This is a genomic window from Microbacterium sp. STRO-2N, from assembly GCF_057747775.1.
Map to the genome: position 1 here is coordinate 3022321 of NZ_CM173223.1, position 15456 is coordinate 3037776.

The 15456-nt window shown below is 71.4% G+C and carries 15 protein-coding genes; 6 read left to right on the forward strand and 9 right to left on the reverse strand.

Annotated features, from left to right (window positions below; all coding sequences use genetic code 11):
* The first annotated feature begins 109 nt into the window (after window positions 1-109).
* Window positions 110-1891 (forward strand): ABC transporter ATP-binding protein, encoded by a 1782-nt coding sequence (locus tag AC3ANN_RS14015; protein ID WP_488337994.1) that lies wholly within the window; start codon window positions 110-112, stop codon window positions 1889-1891.
* Between the two features lie 57 nt (window positions 1892-1948).
* Here the strand turns inward: AC3ANN_RS14015 and AC3ANN_RS14020 are convergent, their stop codons facing one another.
* From AC3ANN_RS14020 to AC3ANN_RS14030, 3 genes are all read right to left on the reverse strand, one after another.
* Entirely contained in the window at window positions 1949-2911 is a 963-nt protein-coding gene (locus tag AC3ANN_RS14020) for an ABC transporter permease (protein WP_488337995.1), read from the reverse strand.
* Window positions 2912-2984: 73 nt separating this feature from the next.
* The gene (locus AC3ANN_RS14025) at window positions 2985-3989 is read right to left on the reverse strand and encodes an ABC transporter permease (protein WP_488337996.1); all 1005 of its coding nucleotides are present in this window, start codon (window positions 3987-3989) and stop codon (window positions 2985-2987) included.
* A 104-nt stretch (window positions 3990-4093) separates the two neighbouring features.
* Window positions 4094-5767 (reverse strand): ABC transporter substrate-binding protein, encoded by a 1674-nt coding sequence (locus tag AC3ANN_RS14030; protein WP_488337997.1) that lies wholly within the window; start codon window positions 5765-5767, stop codon window positions 4094-4096.
* 255 nt (window positions 5768-6022) lie between these two features.
* Here AC3ANN_RS14030 and AC3ANN_RS14035 point away from each other — a divergent pair, with 255 nt between their 5' ends.
* The 3 genes from AC3ANN_RS14035 to AC3ANN_RS14045 all read left to right on the forward strand — a co-directional run bounded on the left by AC3ANN_RS14035 (window position 6023) and on the right by AC3ANN_RS14045 (window position 8048).
* Window positions 6023-6886, forward strand: a complete 864-nt coding sequence (locus AC3ANN_RS14035; RefSeq protein ID WP_488337998.1) for a spermidine synthase — start codon at window positions 6023-6025, stop codon at window positions 6884-6886.
* 98 nt (window positions 6887-6984) lie between these two features.
* A complete protein-coding gene (locus tag AC3ANN_RS14040; protein ID WP_488337999.1) occupies window positions 6985-7512 on the forward strand; it encodes a hypothetical protein in 528 nt (175 codons plus the stop codon).
* Between the two features lie 47 nt (window positions 7513-7559).
* Window positions 7560-8048 (forward strand): SprT-like domain-containing protein, encoded by a 489-nt coding sequence (locus AC3ANN_RS14045; protein WP_488338000.1) that lies wholly within the window; start codon window positions 7560-7562, stop codon window positions 8046-8048.
* Here the strand turns inward: AC3ANN_RS14045 and AC3ANN_RS14050 are convergent, their stop codons facing one another.
* Window positions 8049-8690 carry a 2-phosphosulfolactate phosphatase gene (locus AC3ANN_RS14050; protein WP_488338001.1) on the reverse strand — a complete coding sequence of 214 codons (642 nt, stop codon included), beginning with the start codon at window positions 8688-8690 and terminating at the stop codon, window positions 8049-8051.
* A gap of 128 nt (window positions 8691-8818) precedes the next feature.
* On the opposite strand from AC3ANN_RS14050, the gene AC3ANN_RS14055 reads away from it, so the two are divergent.
* Window positions 8819-9346, forward strand: a complete 528-nt coding sequence (locus AC3ANN_RS14055; protein WP_488338002.1) for a hypothetical protein — start codon at window positions 8819-8821, stop codon at window positions 9344-9346.
* Between the two features lie 28 nt (window positions 9347-9374).
* On the opposite strand, the gene AC3ANN_RS14060 is transcribed toward AC3ANN_RS14055, so the two are convergent.
* The 5 genes from AC3ANN_RS14060 to AC3ANN_RS14080 form a co-directional block, all read right to left on the reverse strand.
* Window positions 9375-9968 carry an NADPH-dependent FMN reductase gene (locus AC3ANN_RS14060; RefSeq protein WP_488338003.1) on the reverse strand — a complete coding sequence of 198 codons (594 nt, stop codon included), beginning with the start codon at window positions 9966-9968 and terminating at the stop codon, window positions 9375-9377.
* A 137-nt stretch (window positions 9969-10105) separates the two neighbouring features.
* A complete protein-coding gene (locus AC3ANN_RS14065; RefSeq protein WP_488338004.1) occupies window positions 10106-11599 on the reverse strand; it encodes an ABC transporter permease in 1494 nt (497 codons plus the stop codon).
* A complete protein-coding gene (locus tag AC3ANN_RS14070) occupies window positions 11596-12390 on the reverse strand; it encodes an ABC transporter ATP-binding protein (protein ID WP_488338005.1) in 795 nt (264 codons plus the stop codon). The genes AC3ANN_RS14065 and AC3ANN_RS14070 overlap by 4 nt, the downstream gene beginning before the upstream one ends.
* 124 nt (window positions 12391-12514) lie before the next feature.
* Window positions 12515-13153, reverse strand: a complete 639-nt coding sequence (locus AC3ANN_RS14075) for a response regulator (RefSeq protein WP_488338006.1) — start codon at window positions 13151-13153, stop codon at window positions 12515-12517.
* Window positions 13154-13199: 46 nt separating this feature from the next.
* Complete coding sequence (locus AC3ANN_RS14080; protein WP_488338007.1) at window positions 13200-14417, reverse strand: sensor histidine kinase; 1218 nt, start codon at window positions 14415-14417, stop codon at window positions 13200-13202.
* A gap of 117 nt (window positions 14418-14534) precedes the next feature.
* On the opposite strand from AC3ANN_RS14080, the gene AC3ANN_RS14085 reads away from it, so the two are divergent.
* Window positions 14535-15383 carry a nitrilase-related carbon-nitrogen hydrolase gene (locus AC3ANN_RS14085; RefSeq protein ID WP_488338008.1) on the forward strand — a complete coding sequence of 283 codons (849 nt, stop codon included), beginning with the start codon at window positions 14535-14537 and terminating at the stop codon, window positions 15381-15383.
* The last annotated feature ends 73 nt before the right edge of the window (window positions 15384-15456 follow it).

The window sequence follows — 15456 nt, forward strand, 5'->3', positions numbered from 1 at the left end:
TCGCGTCCTTCCTGAATTCTCGACAGTCACGGGCGGCGCGCGTTACGGATGCGTAAAGGCTGGCGGTGGGGCCGTGCGAGACGAGGCCCCAGGAGGCAGGATGGAGCGCATGGCCCGAACCCACGAACGTCTCGCGGCCGGAGCGCCGCTGCTCCAGGTGCGTGACGTCGCCGTCGAGTTCCAGACGATCGACGGTCCCGTCCACGCCGTCGAGGCGGTCGACCTCGACCTCGCCGCCGGCGAGACGCTCGCCATCGTCGGCGAGTCCGGCTCGGGCAAGTCGACCACGGCGATGTCGGTGATCGGCCTGCTCCCCGGCAACGGCAGGGTCACGCAGGGCAGCATCCTCTTCGAGGGCGAGGACCTCGTGGGCGCGCCCGAGAGCGTCATGCGCACGATCCGCGGCCGATCGATCGGCCTGGTGCCGCAGGACCCGATGTCGAACCTCAACCCCGTCGCCAGGATCGGCTCGCAGATCGCCGAGACGCTGCTCGCGCACGGTCTCGCCACGCGCAGGGACGTCGATCGCAAGGTGGTGGAGACCCTCGCCGCCGCGGGCCTGCCCAACGCCGAGGAGCGCGCCAAGCAGTACCCGCACGAGTTCTCCGGCGGCATGCGCCAGCGCGCGCTCATCGCGATCGGGCTCGCCTGCGATCCCAAGCTGCTGATCGCCGACGAGCCCACGAGCGCCCTCGACGTGACCGTGCAGAAGACGATCCTCGACCAGCTCGAGCGCATGACGAGCGAGCGCGGCACGGCTGTCATGCTCATCACCCACGACCTCGGACTCGCCGCCGAGCGCGCGTCGCGCGTGGTCGTGATGAACCGCGGGCGCATCGTCGAGCAGGGACCGGCGAGGCAGATCCTCGAGGACCCGCAGCACCCGTACACGCAGGCGCTCGTCAAGGCGGCGCCGTCGGTCGCGGCCGTCCGGCTGCGCCCGGAGGTCTTCCGCACCGCGGCACCCGCGCCCACGACGCCCGACATCACCCCGCCCGACATCACCCCGGCCGTGCAGACGACGGATGCCGCGCCCGCGGCGGTCTCCGAGCCGCGGGTCGCAGGACCCGCTGCCGAGGCAGAGCCTCAGGGCGAGGAGCCCGTCGACAACATCGTCGAGGTCGAGGGCCTCACGAAGATCTACCAGGTGCGCGGCTCCAAGGAGGACTTCGCCGCCGTCAAGGACGTGTCGTTCGCGATCCCCCGGGGCGAGACCGTCGCGATCGTCGGCGAATCGGGCTCGGGCAAGACGACGACCGCGCGCATGATGCTGAAGGTCATCGACCCCACCGAGGGCTCGATCCGGTTCGACGGCGAGGACGTCGCGACGCTCAAGGGACGTCGGCTGCGGGAGTTCCGCCAGCGCGTGCAGCCGATCTTCCAGGATCCGTACTCCTCGCTGAACCCCATGTTCTCGATCGAGCGGATCATCTCCGAGCCGCTCGAGTTCTACAAGCGGGGCTCGGCGAAGGAGCGCGCCGCGCGCGTGCGGCAGCTGCTCGACGACGTCGCGCTGCCGCAGGCGATGCTGCGTCGCTACCCGTCCGAGCTGTCGGGCGGCCAGCGCCAGCGCGTCGCGATCGCGCGGGCCCTCGCGCTCTCCCCCGACCTCATCGTGTGCGACGAGCCGGTGTCGGCGCTCGACGTGCTCGTGCAGGACCAGGTGCTGTCCCTCCTGCGCGACCTGCAGCGCGAGTACGGCCTCAGCTACCTCTTCATCTCGCACGACCTCGCCGTGGTGCGCCTCATCAGCGACTACGTCTGCGTGATGAAGGACGGGCAGCTGGTGGAGGCGGCATCCTCCGAGGAGATCTTCACCAACCCCCGCGACCCGTACACGCGGCGTCTGCTCGCCTCGATCCCCGGTAACGAGCTCGACATCGCGGTCTGAGGCGCGACGCCCCCGGCGCGCACCCCGGCCGCTTCTCGGCGAGACAGGCCGGATGCCTCAGCGGGCGCGCGTGCGCGGATCCATGGCCTCGCGCAGCGCCTCGCCGAAGAGCGTGAAGCCGAGCGCGGTCAGCGTGATGCAGATGCCCGGTAGGAATGCGAGCCAGGGCGCGATCGCGAGCTCCAGCTGCGCATACGTGAGCATGCGGCCCCACTCCGCCGTCTGCGGGACGTCTCCGCCGAGGCCGAGGTACGACAGCGCGGCCGCCTCGATCACGGCGGTGGCGAGCGACAGCGTGGCCTGGACGATCACGGGGCCGACGGCGTTGGGCAGCACATGGCTCATCGTGATCTTCCCGCGGCCGAGGCCCAGGGTCTGCGCCGACAGCACGTAGTCTGCGGACCGCTGCTGCAGCATCGACGCGCGCAGGAGCCGCGCGAAGACCGGCACCTGCACGACGCCGATGGCGATCATGAGCGACGCCTGGTTCTGGCCCATGATGGCCGCGATCGACACCGCGAGCAGGAGCGAGGGCACCGAGAGCATGATGTCGACGATGCGCATGATGAGCGTGTCGACCCAGCCGCCGAACATGCCGCACAGGAAGCCGAGCAGCATGCCGCCGGCGAGGCCGATCGCGGTCGAGACGACACCGATGATGAGCGTGGCGCGGGCGCCCCAGATGAGCTTCGACAGCACGTCGCCGCCGAATCGGTCGAGGCCGAGCGGGAACTCGGGCACCTCGCCGGGCCCCGGGATGTGGGTCGGCGTGATGTAGCGCTGACCCGGGAGCTCGGTCGGCCCGTACGGCGCGAGGAGCGGTGCGAAGATCGCGACGAGCAGGAACACGGCGATGATGCCGGCGCCCACCCACGCGCTGGGGTTGCGCCGGAGACGGCGGAAGACGTCGCGCCAGAACCCGCCGCCCGAGGTCTTCGCGCCGAGCAGCTCCGCGTCGTCGACGGACGTGTCGTCGACCGGTCCGCCGCTGGGCGCGGGAGGGAGCATGGCGGAGGTCATACGGGACCCCCCGTCGCGGGAATGAGCACTGCGGTCATACGGGACCCCCCGGTCGCGGGAATGTGCCCTGTGGTCATGAGACTCTCACTCTCGGATCGATGAAGCTGTACGACACGTCCACGGCGAGGTTGATGAGGGCGTAGCCGATCGCGATGAAGATGATGAAGCCCTGCAGCACCGGGTAGTCGCGCGAGAAGATCGCGCGGTACAGGAACGACCCGATGCCCGGGAACGCGAACACCGTCTCGGTGAGCACGGCGCCCGAGATGAGCAGGCCCACCTGGAGGCCGATCGTCGTGATGACGGGAAGCATCGCGTTGCGAAGGATGAAACGGCTGCGGATGGTGGAGCGGGAGACGCCCTTGGCCATGCCGGTGCGCACGTAGTCGGAGTTCTGCACCTCGAGGACCGAGGCGCGCGTGATCCTCACGATGATCGCGAGCGGGATCGTCGCGAGGGCCACGGCGGGCAGGATGAGGTGCAGGAACGCGTCCCACGCGGCATCCCATTCACCGGTGAGGATGCCGTCGAGGACGTAGAAGCCCGTGTAGTGCGTCGCATCGAGGCGGGGATCCTGGCGGCCCTCCGAGGGCAGCCAGCCCAGCTGGACGGCGAAGAGCCACTTGAGGATGAAGGCGAGGAAGAACACCGGGATCGTGATGCCGAGCAGGCTCGCGCCGACGAGCAGATGGTCCGACGCCTTGCCGTGCCGGCGGGCGGCGAGATATCCGAGCGGGATGCCGACGCCCACGGCGATGATGATCGCGAAGATGCTGAGCTCGAGCGTGGCCGGCATGCGGCGCGCGAACTCCTCGACCACGGGGGCGCGGGTCTGCAGCGACGTGCCGAAGTCGCCGGACAGCAGCTGCCCGAGCCAGATGAAGTACTGCTCGATGAGGGGCTTGTTGAAGCCATACTGCTCGTTGATCTCGGCGATCGCCTCGGGCGTGGCGCGCTCGCCCAAGAGGGCGACGGCGGGACCGCCGGGAAGGGCGCGCACCCACAGGAACAGCAGGACGGACAGCCCGAACAGCGTCGGGATGAGCAGGAGGAGGCGATGGCCGATGGTGCGAAGCACGAGGTCGTTTCTCCAGGAATGGGCGGCCGTGGCCGCGGGGGCGAGCCGGCAGCGGGCGGGGCGCCGCGGTCGGATGAACGACCGCGGCGCCCGCTCGGTGGCCGTTACTCGCTGAGCTCGACCAGGTTGTAGACCTCGTCCTGCACCGGGCTGGCCGGGTACGACGTCACGCGCTCGGCGAACGCGAGGGTCGGCACCGGGTGCGCCAGCGGGATGCCGGGGAGGTACTCCATGATCTGCTCGTTGATCTCGAGGTACGCCGCCTCCTGCTCCTCCTCGGTGGCCAGGCCACGGGCCTCGGTCAGCGCGGAGGTGAGCTCCTCGTTGGTGAAGCCCCATTCGTTGCCGGGCGTGGCGAAGAACGTCCCGACGAAGTTGTCGGGGTCGTTGTAGTCGCCGGTCCAGCCGAGCAGGTGGATGCCGTGGTCGGCGCCGCCCTGGATGCGGTCGAGGTACGTGGGGTTCCACTCCTCGCCGACCGCGGTGAGCACGATGCCGACGGCCTCGAGCTGCGACGCGAGGTTCGCGTAGATCTGCTCGGGGTTGGGCATGTACGGCCGCGAGACGTTGACGGGGTAGTTGAACTGCAGCGTCAGCGGGTTGTCCGCGGTGAAGCCCGCCTCGGCGAGCAGCGCCTGGGCAGCCTCGGGATCGTACTCGTACGTGGTGACGTCCTCGTTCCAGCCGATGACGGCCGGCGGCATGAACTCGCGCGCCACCTCGGTGCCCTCGGGGAGCACCTGCGTGACCAACTGCTCCTTGTCGATCGCGTGGGCGATCGCCTGGCGCACCTTCGGGTCGGCGAGCTCCGGCACGGCCTGGTTCATGGCGAGGTAGAGGATGTTGAACGGGTCGCGGTTGACCAGGTTGAACCCGGCCTCCTCGAGCGCGCCGAGGTCGGCCGGCGCGACCAGGTCGTAGCCGTCGATGCTCCCCGATTCGAGCGCCTGGCGGCGAGCGGTGGTGTCGCCGATCACCTGGAAGATGACCTCCTGCACCTGGCCCTGCTCGCCCCAGTAGTCCTCGTAAGCGGTGAGCGTCACCGATTCGCCGGGCGACCATGACTCGAACATGAACGGACCGGTGCCGACCGGGTGGCCCTGGGCGTACTCGCTGAGCACGGGCGCCTCCGCGGTTCCGCCGACCTCGTCGGCGGCGTACTCCTCGAGCGCCGTGGGGCTCTGGATCGCGAACGACGGCAGCGACAGCGCGGGGATGAAGCCGGCGAACGGCTGCGTCAGCGTGATCACCGCCTCGGTCTCGCTCGGCGCCTCGCAGCTGCCGTAGATCGAGGTGCCGGTGTCGGCGTAGCCGCGCATGAGCTTGCCCCAGTAGTACGACAGGCTCTCGCTCGCCGCCACGCCGGTGAAGTTGTTCATCCGGTCGAAGTTGAAGCAGACCGCCTCGGCGTTGAAGTCGGTGCCGTCGTGGAAGGTGACGCCCTCCTTCAGCTGGAACGTGTACGTCAGGCCGTCCTCGGACTGCTCCCAGCTCTCGGCGAGACCCGGCGCGGGGTCGGCCGTTCCGGGCTCGACGCCCACGAGCCCCTCGAAGATCTGACGTGAGACGCGGAACGTCTCACCGTCGTTGGCCATCGCAGGGTCGAGGCCGGAGATGTCACCGGACGCGCCGAAGACGAACGTCGAGTCGACGTCGCCGTCGCCGTCGTCGGTGGCGCCGCCTTCGTCGCGCTGGCTCGCGCAGGCGGTGAGGACGACCGCACCGACGGCGATCGCCGCGGCGCCGGCGAGCCAGCGCCTTCTCGATGTGTGGAGCATGTGCTGTGCACCTTCCATATCGTGTGGGCCGGCTGCACGTCGTCGTGGAGCCCGGGTGCGCTCAGCCCTCATCGGGGTGTGATCCTCCGACGCTACCCGGACGTGACGGCACCGACGATTACACCTGTGTCTCGATTGTGTTTCGACATGGCCGGATGCCGGAATCCGGGCGATCTGCGCAGCCTCCGGTCCGATCGCTGAGCGAGGAGCGCAATCGGCGGCTCGATTGTCGTGCTGGACGATAGCGTGGTGGCCATGGCTCGGGCGAGGGAAGAGGCATCCGGTCCGTCCGCCCGGCTGAGCGACGGCACGCTCGCGCGCATCGTCCCGTCGGCGTTCGGCGGAGGGTGGGAGCTCGACGTCGACGGCACGCCGCAGTCGCATGTCGACCTCGACGATCCGACGCACCTGCACTTCGAGTACGTCGCCCGAATGGCGGCGGTGATCGACCGGCTGCGGATGCCGGGGCAGCCGCTGACGGCGGTCCATCTCGGGGCGGGCGCGCTCACCATCCCGCGGTACGTCGAGGCGACGCGGCCGGGGTCGCGGCAGCAGGTGGTCGAGCTCGAGCCTGCGCTGTGGGACCTCGTGCGGGAGCACGTGCCGCTGCCTCGCGGCGCGTCGATCCGGGTGCGGATCGGCGACGCGCGCGAGGTGCTGCGCCGGCTGCCGGCGGGTCTCGTCGGCGCCGCCGACCTCGTCGTGTCGGACGTCTACTCCGGCGCGCAGACCCCCGCTCACCTGACCACGGTGGAGTTCTTCACCGAGGCCGTGCGGTTCCTCGCGCCCGACGGCGTGCTGCTGGTCAACGTGGCCGACGGCGCCGGCCTGGCCTTCGCCCGTCGGCAGGTCGCGACCGTCCAGGCGGTGCTCCCGCACGTCATCGTGCTGGCCGAGGTGCAGACGCTCAAGGGCCGCCGGTTCGGCAACCTCGTGATCGCGGCGTCCCGCGCACCACTCCCGACGGAGTGGCTGCCGCGGCTCATGGCCGCCGGCCCGCATCCCGCCAAGGTCGCCGAGGGCCGCGAGGTCGACGACTTCGCGCGCGGCGCGCGGGTCGCCACCGACGCCGACGCGACGCCGTCGCCCAAGCCCTCGGCATCCGTCTTCGATCGCTGACTCGGCTGCGACGTCCCCGACACCGGCGTGGCACGCCGGGCACCGCCGGGCCGGGAGGCACACTGGAAAGGCCACCGGCGCGGCGAAGGGAGTCAGACGTGAGCTACATCCGCGGGTACGACCCCGACACTCTTCGCGAACAGGTGGACGCCCGGCAGTGCAAGGAGCGCCTCGACGAGATCGGCGAGCAGCGGAGCCTGCCCGCGCTCCTCGAGCGCGTGTGGCTGCTGAAGGTGCTCGATCGCACCGAGGACGCCCTCGTCGTCTCGGAGCAGTCGGTGCGCGTCGCCCGCATGGCGGGCACCCGCAAGGACCTGCTGCGCGCCCGCATCCTGCACGCCACCGTGCTGCAGGCGCGCGGTGCCTACGGCGCCGCCGAGCAGGAGCTCACCATGTGCGCCGAGGAGGCGGAGGGTCAGGGCTGGGCCGGTATCGCGGCGTTCGCCTACCAGCACCGCGGCAAGGTCCACTACGACGACGGCGAGTACGAGTCGGCCCGCAAGGACTTCAAGCGTGCGCTGTTCCTCCGCCAGGAGGCCGGCGCGACCGACGACCAGCTCGAGTCGACGCTGCTCGCCATCGACGCCGCCGACCGGCGCCGGGCCGCGGCATCCGTCGCCAGCTGACGCCGTCGGCCGCTCGAGTGTCGTAGATACGTTCTAGCCTCCCATTCATGTCGGAACTGCATCGCGTGCGGCACTGGGCCGAGGCCCTCATCGCCGCCCACCTCGACTCGTCGTGGACGTTCGCCTTCGACAGCGCCAAGCGCCGTGCCGGGCTGTGCGACTACTCGCGCAAGCGCATCAGCGTGTCGCGCTACCTCGCCGCTCGCTACGACGACGACACCAACCACCAGACGCTGCTGCACGAGGTCGCACACGCCCTCGCGGGTGCCGGAGCGGGGCACGGCCCGCGCTGGAAGGCGGTGGCGCGAGAGCTCGGCTACGTGGGCGGCACGACCCATCACGGCGAGACGGCGACGGAGCTCGCCCGATGGATCGGGGTGTGCCCGTCGGGGCACGTGGCGTACCGGCACCGCAAGGCGACGCGTCCGACGTCTTGCGCGAAGTGCGCCCGCGTGTTCGACGAGCGGTACCTGTTCACGTGGACGCGGCGCGAGATCACGCCCGCGGCGCGTCTGGCCGCGATGACCCCGCGCTAGTCAGTACGCCACGAACACGCCGTCGCGCAGCACCGGGACGACGGATGCCGCATCCACCGCGGCCGCGTTCAGCACGTGGTCGCGGCGGCCGAGGTCGAGGAGCTCCTGGCCCGAGCCGCTCGCAGTGAGAAGGTGCCGCACCGCCCCGCGCAGTCCCCGGAACGCCTCGCCGGCCGCTGCGGCCTCGGGTGACGTGTGGTCGATGCCGAGCGCGCCGAGGGCGTCGACGATGGCGCCGGCACCGAGCTGATCCTCGACCGCGAACCGCAGCGGAGCGCCGGGCTCACGGCCGGCCAGCTCGCCCGCAGCGATGATCGCGATGCTCGTGCGGTCGCCGCGGCGCCGCTGCTCGTCGAGGATCGCGCGCGCGACCGCGGACGCGTTGCGGAGGCATCCGAGCATCACGACGCCGCCCGCGCTCGCCGCGGCGACCGCCACCGCGGCGCCGTTCAGCGATACCGCGTGAGCGGCCTCGTCGAGCGCGACCGGCTCACCGCCGGCCACGGCATCCGCCACGGTCGTCGAGAACCGCAGCACGTCCACGACCACGACGACATCGGCCGGTGCGAGTCGTTCGAGTCCGGCAGCGCCCCACTCGTGGCGGACCTGGTATCGGTGCTGGTCGAACGCGCTTTCCGGCATCCGTCCAGCGTAGGCCGCGGCATCCATCCCGTCCGACCCGGCTGCGTCACTCGCTCCGGCCGGAAACACACTCCTTGCATGCCCGCAAGGCCCCGCCGGTCGCGCGGGCCCGAGTGCGAGACTGGAGCATGCGGATCCTGCTGAAGCTCGTGATCGACTGCGACCCCGATGCCGCATGGCGCGCGCTGCATTCGCCGCGCGCGGTGGCGGAGCTCTACGGCCCGCTGCTCGACGTCGAGCTCCTCGTGCCGAGCGGGCTGCCGACGTCGTGGAGTCCCGGCGACGACGTGCCGGTGCAGCTCACCGCGCTCGGCGTCGTGCCGATGGGGCGCCAGCTCATCCACACGAGCGACCGCATCGTGAACGAGCCGAGCGGCCCCGTGCGGATCTTCCGTGACAGCGGCATCCCGCTCACCGGTCCGCTCGCGAGCCTCGACGTGTGGGATCACCAGATGGCGATCTCGCCGGCGCCCCGCGTGCCCGGCAAGACGCTGTGGCGCGACCGCCTCGTGATCGGAGGCCCCACCGCCCCGGCGCTGTGGCCCGTGCTGTGGGGCGTGTGGCAGTGGCGGGCGGCGCGCATCCGCGCCCTCGCCCCGACCTGGGCGCATGACCCGGAGCTCGCCGAACCCCGCCGGGAGCCTGGCGTCGAGTGACCCGCCCGCCCGGCGTGGCGCCCGTCGATCAGTCCTGTGGGATGACCGTCAGCACGCGCGTCGTGTACTCGAGGAACTTCCGCATGAACATGCGGAGGAACTCCTCCGTGGACGGCACGCTCACCGCGCCGTCGTCGTCGATGAGGTCGGGCGTGAAATGGATGTACGCCTCGGGCGAGGTCATCTGCCGCGCGTTGAGGTAGCTCAGCGTGCTGCGCAGCGTCTGCTGGCCGACCGCGGTGCCGATCTGCCCGGACGACGCGCCGATCACCGCCGTTGGCATGTCGGACCAGGCGTTGTCGCCGTAGGGGCGGCTCCCCCAGTCGATCGCGTTCTTGAGCGCGCCCGGGATGGACCGGTTGTACTCGGGCGTGACGAACAGCACGGCGTCGGCCGAGCGGATGGCGTCCTTGAAGTCGCGCGCGACCTGCGGGTAGTCCGCGTCGAAGTCGCGGTTGTACACCGGCAGGTCGGCGTACGAGAGCTCGAAGAACTCGAACTCCGGCGGCGCGACGCGCTGCAGTGCGGCGGCGAGGCGGCGGTTGATCGACTCGCGAGAGAGGCTGCCGACGATGACGCCGACGCGGTACGGCGGTTCATGCTGCATGATCTCGATGTCCATGGACCCAGCGTGCGCGGAACCCTGCGGTTCACGCACCCCCCTTGCGCGACGGCGACGGATGCCTCAGCACGGAGTCGCGTGCTGAGGCATCCGTCGTCGCTTCCAATCGGTCCATCGCCGTGCGGGGGCGGCCGGTGTCAGTCGGCGAGGGCCTCCACCGGCGCGACGCGCGTCGCGAGACGCGTCGGAACGACCGCCGCGACGAGCGTGAGCACAGCCGTCGCCACCACGATGACGACGACCGGGATCCACGGGACGGCCGGTGCGACGAGAGTCGGCGCCGAGAACGAGGGCGGCATGGGCACTGCGCCGAGCAGCGACTGCGCGCCCGCCCACCCGTAGGCGACGCCGAGCACGAGTCCGGTCAGGGTCGCGGCGATCGTGATGTGCGCCGCCTCGAGGAGCACCATGCGGCGCACCTGACCCGTCGAGACGCCCAGTGCCCGCAGCAGGCCGAGCTCGCGCCGCCGCTGCACGACGCCGATCGTGAGGAGGTTCACGAGACCGACGGCGGCGATCACCGCCGAGACCGCGACCAGGCCCATCATGATGCCCGAGAAGGCGTCGATGAGCGTGGTCATCTCGACCGGCAGCTCGCCGCCGGCCGACGTCGTCAGCACGACCTTCACGGTCTCGAGCGCCACCGCGAACATCGTCACGAGCGTGACGCCCATGACGACGCCGATCGCCATGCGGCTGGAGCGCTCCGGGTAGCGCAGCGCGTTCTCGGCGGCCAGCCGCGCGGTCGCGGACCGGCCGAACAGGCGCCCCACGAGTCCCAGCACGGGTGGCATGATCAGCGTCGCGCCGAGGGCGAGGCCGGTGAACGAGAAGATCCCGCCGAAGAACGCCACGATGACGCCCAGGGGCGAGACGAGGCCGAGCAGGATCCCCCCGGCCAGGAGCGCCGCGCCGATCACGAACAGTGCGATCGCGGCCCCGTTGCGTCCGCCACGTCGCGAGAGGGCTTCGTGGGATGCCTCGACCGAGCCGCCGAGCGCCTGCAGAGGCGTGACGGTCAGTACCCGTCGCGACCCGGCCCAAGCCGCCGCCCACGTGGTGAGGGCGACCACGACGGCGGGGACGGCCAGCACCGGCTGGACGACGGCGTAGTCGACGTCCTCGATCCCCAGCAGCTGCTGCGCGAGGAGGATGCCGCCCCACGAGGCGAGAATGCCGGCGACCAGGCCGACGGTCGCCCCGATGATGCCCACCACCAGCCCCTGGCGCGCGACCTCGGCACGCTGCGATCGCGCGGACGCGCCGATGAGACGCAGCAGCGCGATGCGGCGGGTGCGGCCGGCGATGACGGTCGCGAACGTGTTCGCCGTCACGATCGAGGCGACGTACACGGCTACGCCGATCAGGAGCACCGACATGATGGCGAGCACGACGGCGAGGGTGCCGCTCTCGCCGATGAACGGGTCGGCCCGCATGATGGCGGCGATGTACCCCGTGGCGCTCAGCAGGAGCGCGCCGAACGCGCTCGAGATGGCCGCCACGAGGATGCTCGCGCCCATGCCGCGCTCCCGCAGCCACGCGAGCGGAGCGCTCGACGAGCCGGAGAGGCGCCGGGTGGCGACGGCTGCCCGGGCCTCCGGCATCCGTCCCGTCTCGGTCGCGGTCGTCATGACGCCACCGCCGTCGCGGTCGGCGCCGGCGCGGCGCCGAGCTCGGACGCGAGCATATAGGCGGAGATCTCCTCGGCCGTCTGCCGCGGCTTGTCGGCGACGATGCGCCCGTCGCCGAGGAAGAGCACGCGGTCGGCGTGCGACGCCGCGACGGGGTCGTGCGTGACCATCGCGATCGACTGGCCGTGCTCGCGGGTCGCCGCAGCGAGGAGCGCGAGCACCTCGCGGCCCGAGCGCGAGTCGAGGTTGCCGGTGGGCTCGTCGGCGAACACCAGATCGGGCGCCGTGGCGAGAGCACGGGCGATCGCCACGCGCTGCTGCTGTCCGCCCGACAGCTGATGCGGACGGTGCCCGAGACGCGGAGTGAGGCCGAGGCGATCCACGAGCCCGTCGATGCGTGCACGCTCGATCGCCGTCGGCCGCCGTCCGTCCAGGTCGAACGGCAGCAGGATGTTGCCGAGCGCGTCGAGGGTGGGCACGAGGTTGAACGCCTGGAAGACGAAGCCGACGCGCCGCCGGCGCAGCACCGTGAGCTCGAGGTCGGACAGGCCCGTGATGTCGGTGTCGCCGATCCACGCGCGTCCGCTCGTGGGCGCGTCGAGCCCCGCCATGATGTGCATGAGCGTCGACTTGCCCGAGCCCGACGGCCCCATGATCGCGGTGAACTCGCCCCGGCGGATGCCGACGCTCACCCCGTCGAGCGCGCGTACCGTGCTCTCGCCGGTGCCGTAGGTCTTGGTGAGCTGCTGCACCCGGGCCGCCAGGCCCAGGTCTGTCGATGAGAGTTCCATGCCTTCGACGGTATGGACGACGCGGTGCGGTCCGCGTCGCCCGGCAGAGGCATCCGTCTACATCTCGAGGATGATCTCGATACGGCTCGTTCCTCGCCTCGCGCCGCCGCGGAGCCGCAGTCGCCTAAGCCAGACCGTGCTCGAAGGCGAAGACCACGAGCTGCACGCGGTCGCGGAGGGCGAGCTTGGTGAGGATGCGGCTGATGTGCGTCTTCACCGTGGCCTCCGACAGGAACTCGCGTGCCGCGATCTCGGCGTTCGAGAGCCCGCGCGCGGCGAGCGCGAAGATCTCGCGCTCGCGATCGGTCAGCTCCGCGAAGGCGGGCGGCACGGGCGCGGGGGCCGCGCCGGCGAAGTGGGCGAACAGGTCGCGGGTGGCGGATGCCGCGATCACGGCCGATCCGGAGTGCACGGTGCGGATCGCCGCGAGGAGGAACTCGGGGTCGGCGTCCTTCAGCAGGAAGCCGCTCGCCCCCTGGCGGATCGCCCGTGCAGCCGCCTCGTCGAGGTCGAACGTCGTGAGCATGACGATGCGCGGCGGCTCGGCATCCGTCAGCAGCTCCGCCGTCGCGGCGAGGCCGTCCATGACGGGCATGCGGATGTCCATGAGCACCACGTCCGGCCGCGCCGCCCGCACCACGGCGAGCGCCTCGCGACCGTCGGATGCCTCGGCCACGACCTCGAGATCGGGCTGCGAGTCGACGAGCATCCGGATGCCGGCGCGGAAGAGGCCCTGGTCGTCCACGAGCGCGACGCGGATCATGCGCTCGCCCCCGGTGCCGGGCGAGTCCGGCCCGCGAACGCGCGGATCATGCGAGACCTCCGATCGGGATGGTGGCGCGCACGACGAACCGGCCCTCGGCCGCGCTGGCGCCGGCGTCGAGGCGGCCGCCCGCGAGCTGCGCGCGCTCGCGCATGCCGATGATCCCGTGCCCGCGCGGCCCGTCGGCGGGGCCGCGCCCGGTCTCGCCCGGCCCGGGCGGCGGGGCGAGCGGATTGTGCACCGTGAGCTCGACCCGGTCGGGCAGCCATGACAGGCGGACGTCGACGGGTGCACCCTGCGCGCCGTGGCGGAGGGCATTGGTGAGCGCCTCCTGGAGGATGCGGTAGACCGCGAGCTGCACGGCCGCGGGCGCCTCGCCCGGGGGCATCGGGTCGACCTCGACCCGCAGCGGCACCCCCGCCGCGCGCACCTGGGCGTACAGCTCCTCGAGGTCCGCGATCGTCGGCTGCGGTCCCGCGCCCTGGCTGTGCCGCAGCTGCGTGAGCAGGAGGCGCACGTCGGCGAGCGCCGATCGTGCGGTGGTCGAGATCGTGCCCAGGGCCGTCACTGCCGCAGAGGGATCGGATGCCGCGGCATAGCGCGCGCCGTCGGCCTGCGCCACGACGACCGCGAGCGAGTGGGCGACGACGTCGTGCATGTCGCGGGCGATGCGCACGCGCTCCTGCTCGGCGATCGCCTCGGCCTCGGCCTGCTGCTGCGCCTCGCGGTTCTCGCGCGCCCGCACCGCGGTGCGCACGAGCGCGCCGATGGTCCACGACAGCCCGAGCGCGAAGGCGGCGGCGACCAGCATCATGAGCGCGAGCGGCAGGGTCTCCCACGAGAGGCCGCCTCCCGCGTAGAGCGGCCCGGCCGTCAGGTACACCGCGATGACGAGGGCGCCGCCGAGCGCCGACGCGAACCCGGCCCAGTACACGCGCGGCGTTCCGTAGGCGGCGGTCGCGTAGAGCACCGCGAAGATCGCGACGTCCGCGAAGCTGGGCGGGCGCCCGAGGCCGACCTGCAGCAGTGCTCCCACCCACGCCAGTCCGAGCGCGAGGGCGGGCGAGAGCCGGCGCACGGCGAGCGCGCCGCTGAAGAGCACGGCGATGACGACCCCCGCGAAGAGCCCGAGGCCGCCCGCCTGCGACTGACCCGACCACCCCTGTCCGGTGGTGATCAGCTCGACAGGCGTCGCCACGAGGAAGAACAGCCCGGCCATCACCACGTCGACGACGAGCTGGAACGGCTTCAGGCTGCGGAACACCGTTTCACGGTACGCGAGACCGCGTGCCGGGGCATCCGTCGTGAGATGTATCGGCCTCCCCCTCTTGTCGCACGCGTCGAGAGGCCCTACTGTTCCCGACACGACGGACGGAGAACCATGACGACGGTACGAGCGGCGATCTCGCAGACGACGTGGACGGGCGACAAGCAGTCGATGCTCGACAAGCACGAGGGTTTCGCGCGGGATGCCGCCGCCCAGGGTGCGCAGGCGATGTGCTTCCAGGAGCTGTTCTACGGCCCGTACTTCGGGATCACCCAGGACAAGAAGTACTACCGGTACGCGGAGCCGGCGGACGGGCCGATCGTGCAGCGGTTCGCCGCGCTGGCGAAGGAGCTCGGGATCGTGATGGTGCTCCCGATCTACGAGGAGGCCGACGCCGGGGTGTACTACAACACGTCGGTGCTGGTGGACGCCGACGGCACCGTGCTCGGCAGCTACCGCAAGAACCACCTCCCGCACCTCGACAAGTTCTGGGAGAAGTTCTACTTCCGCCCCGGCAACCTCGGCTACCCCGTCTTCGAGTGCGCGATCGGCAGGATCGGCATGTACATCTGCTACGACCGCCACTTCCCCGAGGGCTGGCGCGAGTTCGGGCTCAACGGCGCGCACATCGTGTTCAACCCGAACGCCACGAAGCCGGGCCTGTCGAACCGGCTGTGGGAGGTCGAGGGTCCCGCCGCCGCGGTCGCGAACGGGTACTTCGTGCTGCAGCCCAACCGCGTGGGACGTGAGGACAACGAGTACGGGGACGAGGCCGTGACCTTCTACGGCACGAGCCAGGTGATCGACCCGCGCGGGAACTTCGTCGGCGAGCGCGGCTCGAGCGAGCACGAGGAGCTGCTCGTGCGCGATCTCGACATGGACCTCGTGCAGCAGATGCGCGACGACTGGCAGTTCTACCGCGACCGCCGGCCCGACACCTACACCACGATCGCGAAGCCGTGATGCCGACCCGGACCCCGAGCCCGAGGAGTCTCGACGAGACCGTGGGCCACGCCCCCGGTCTCGTCGAGACTCC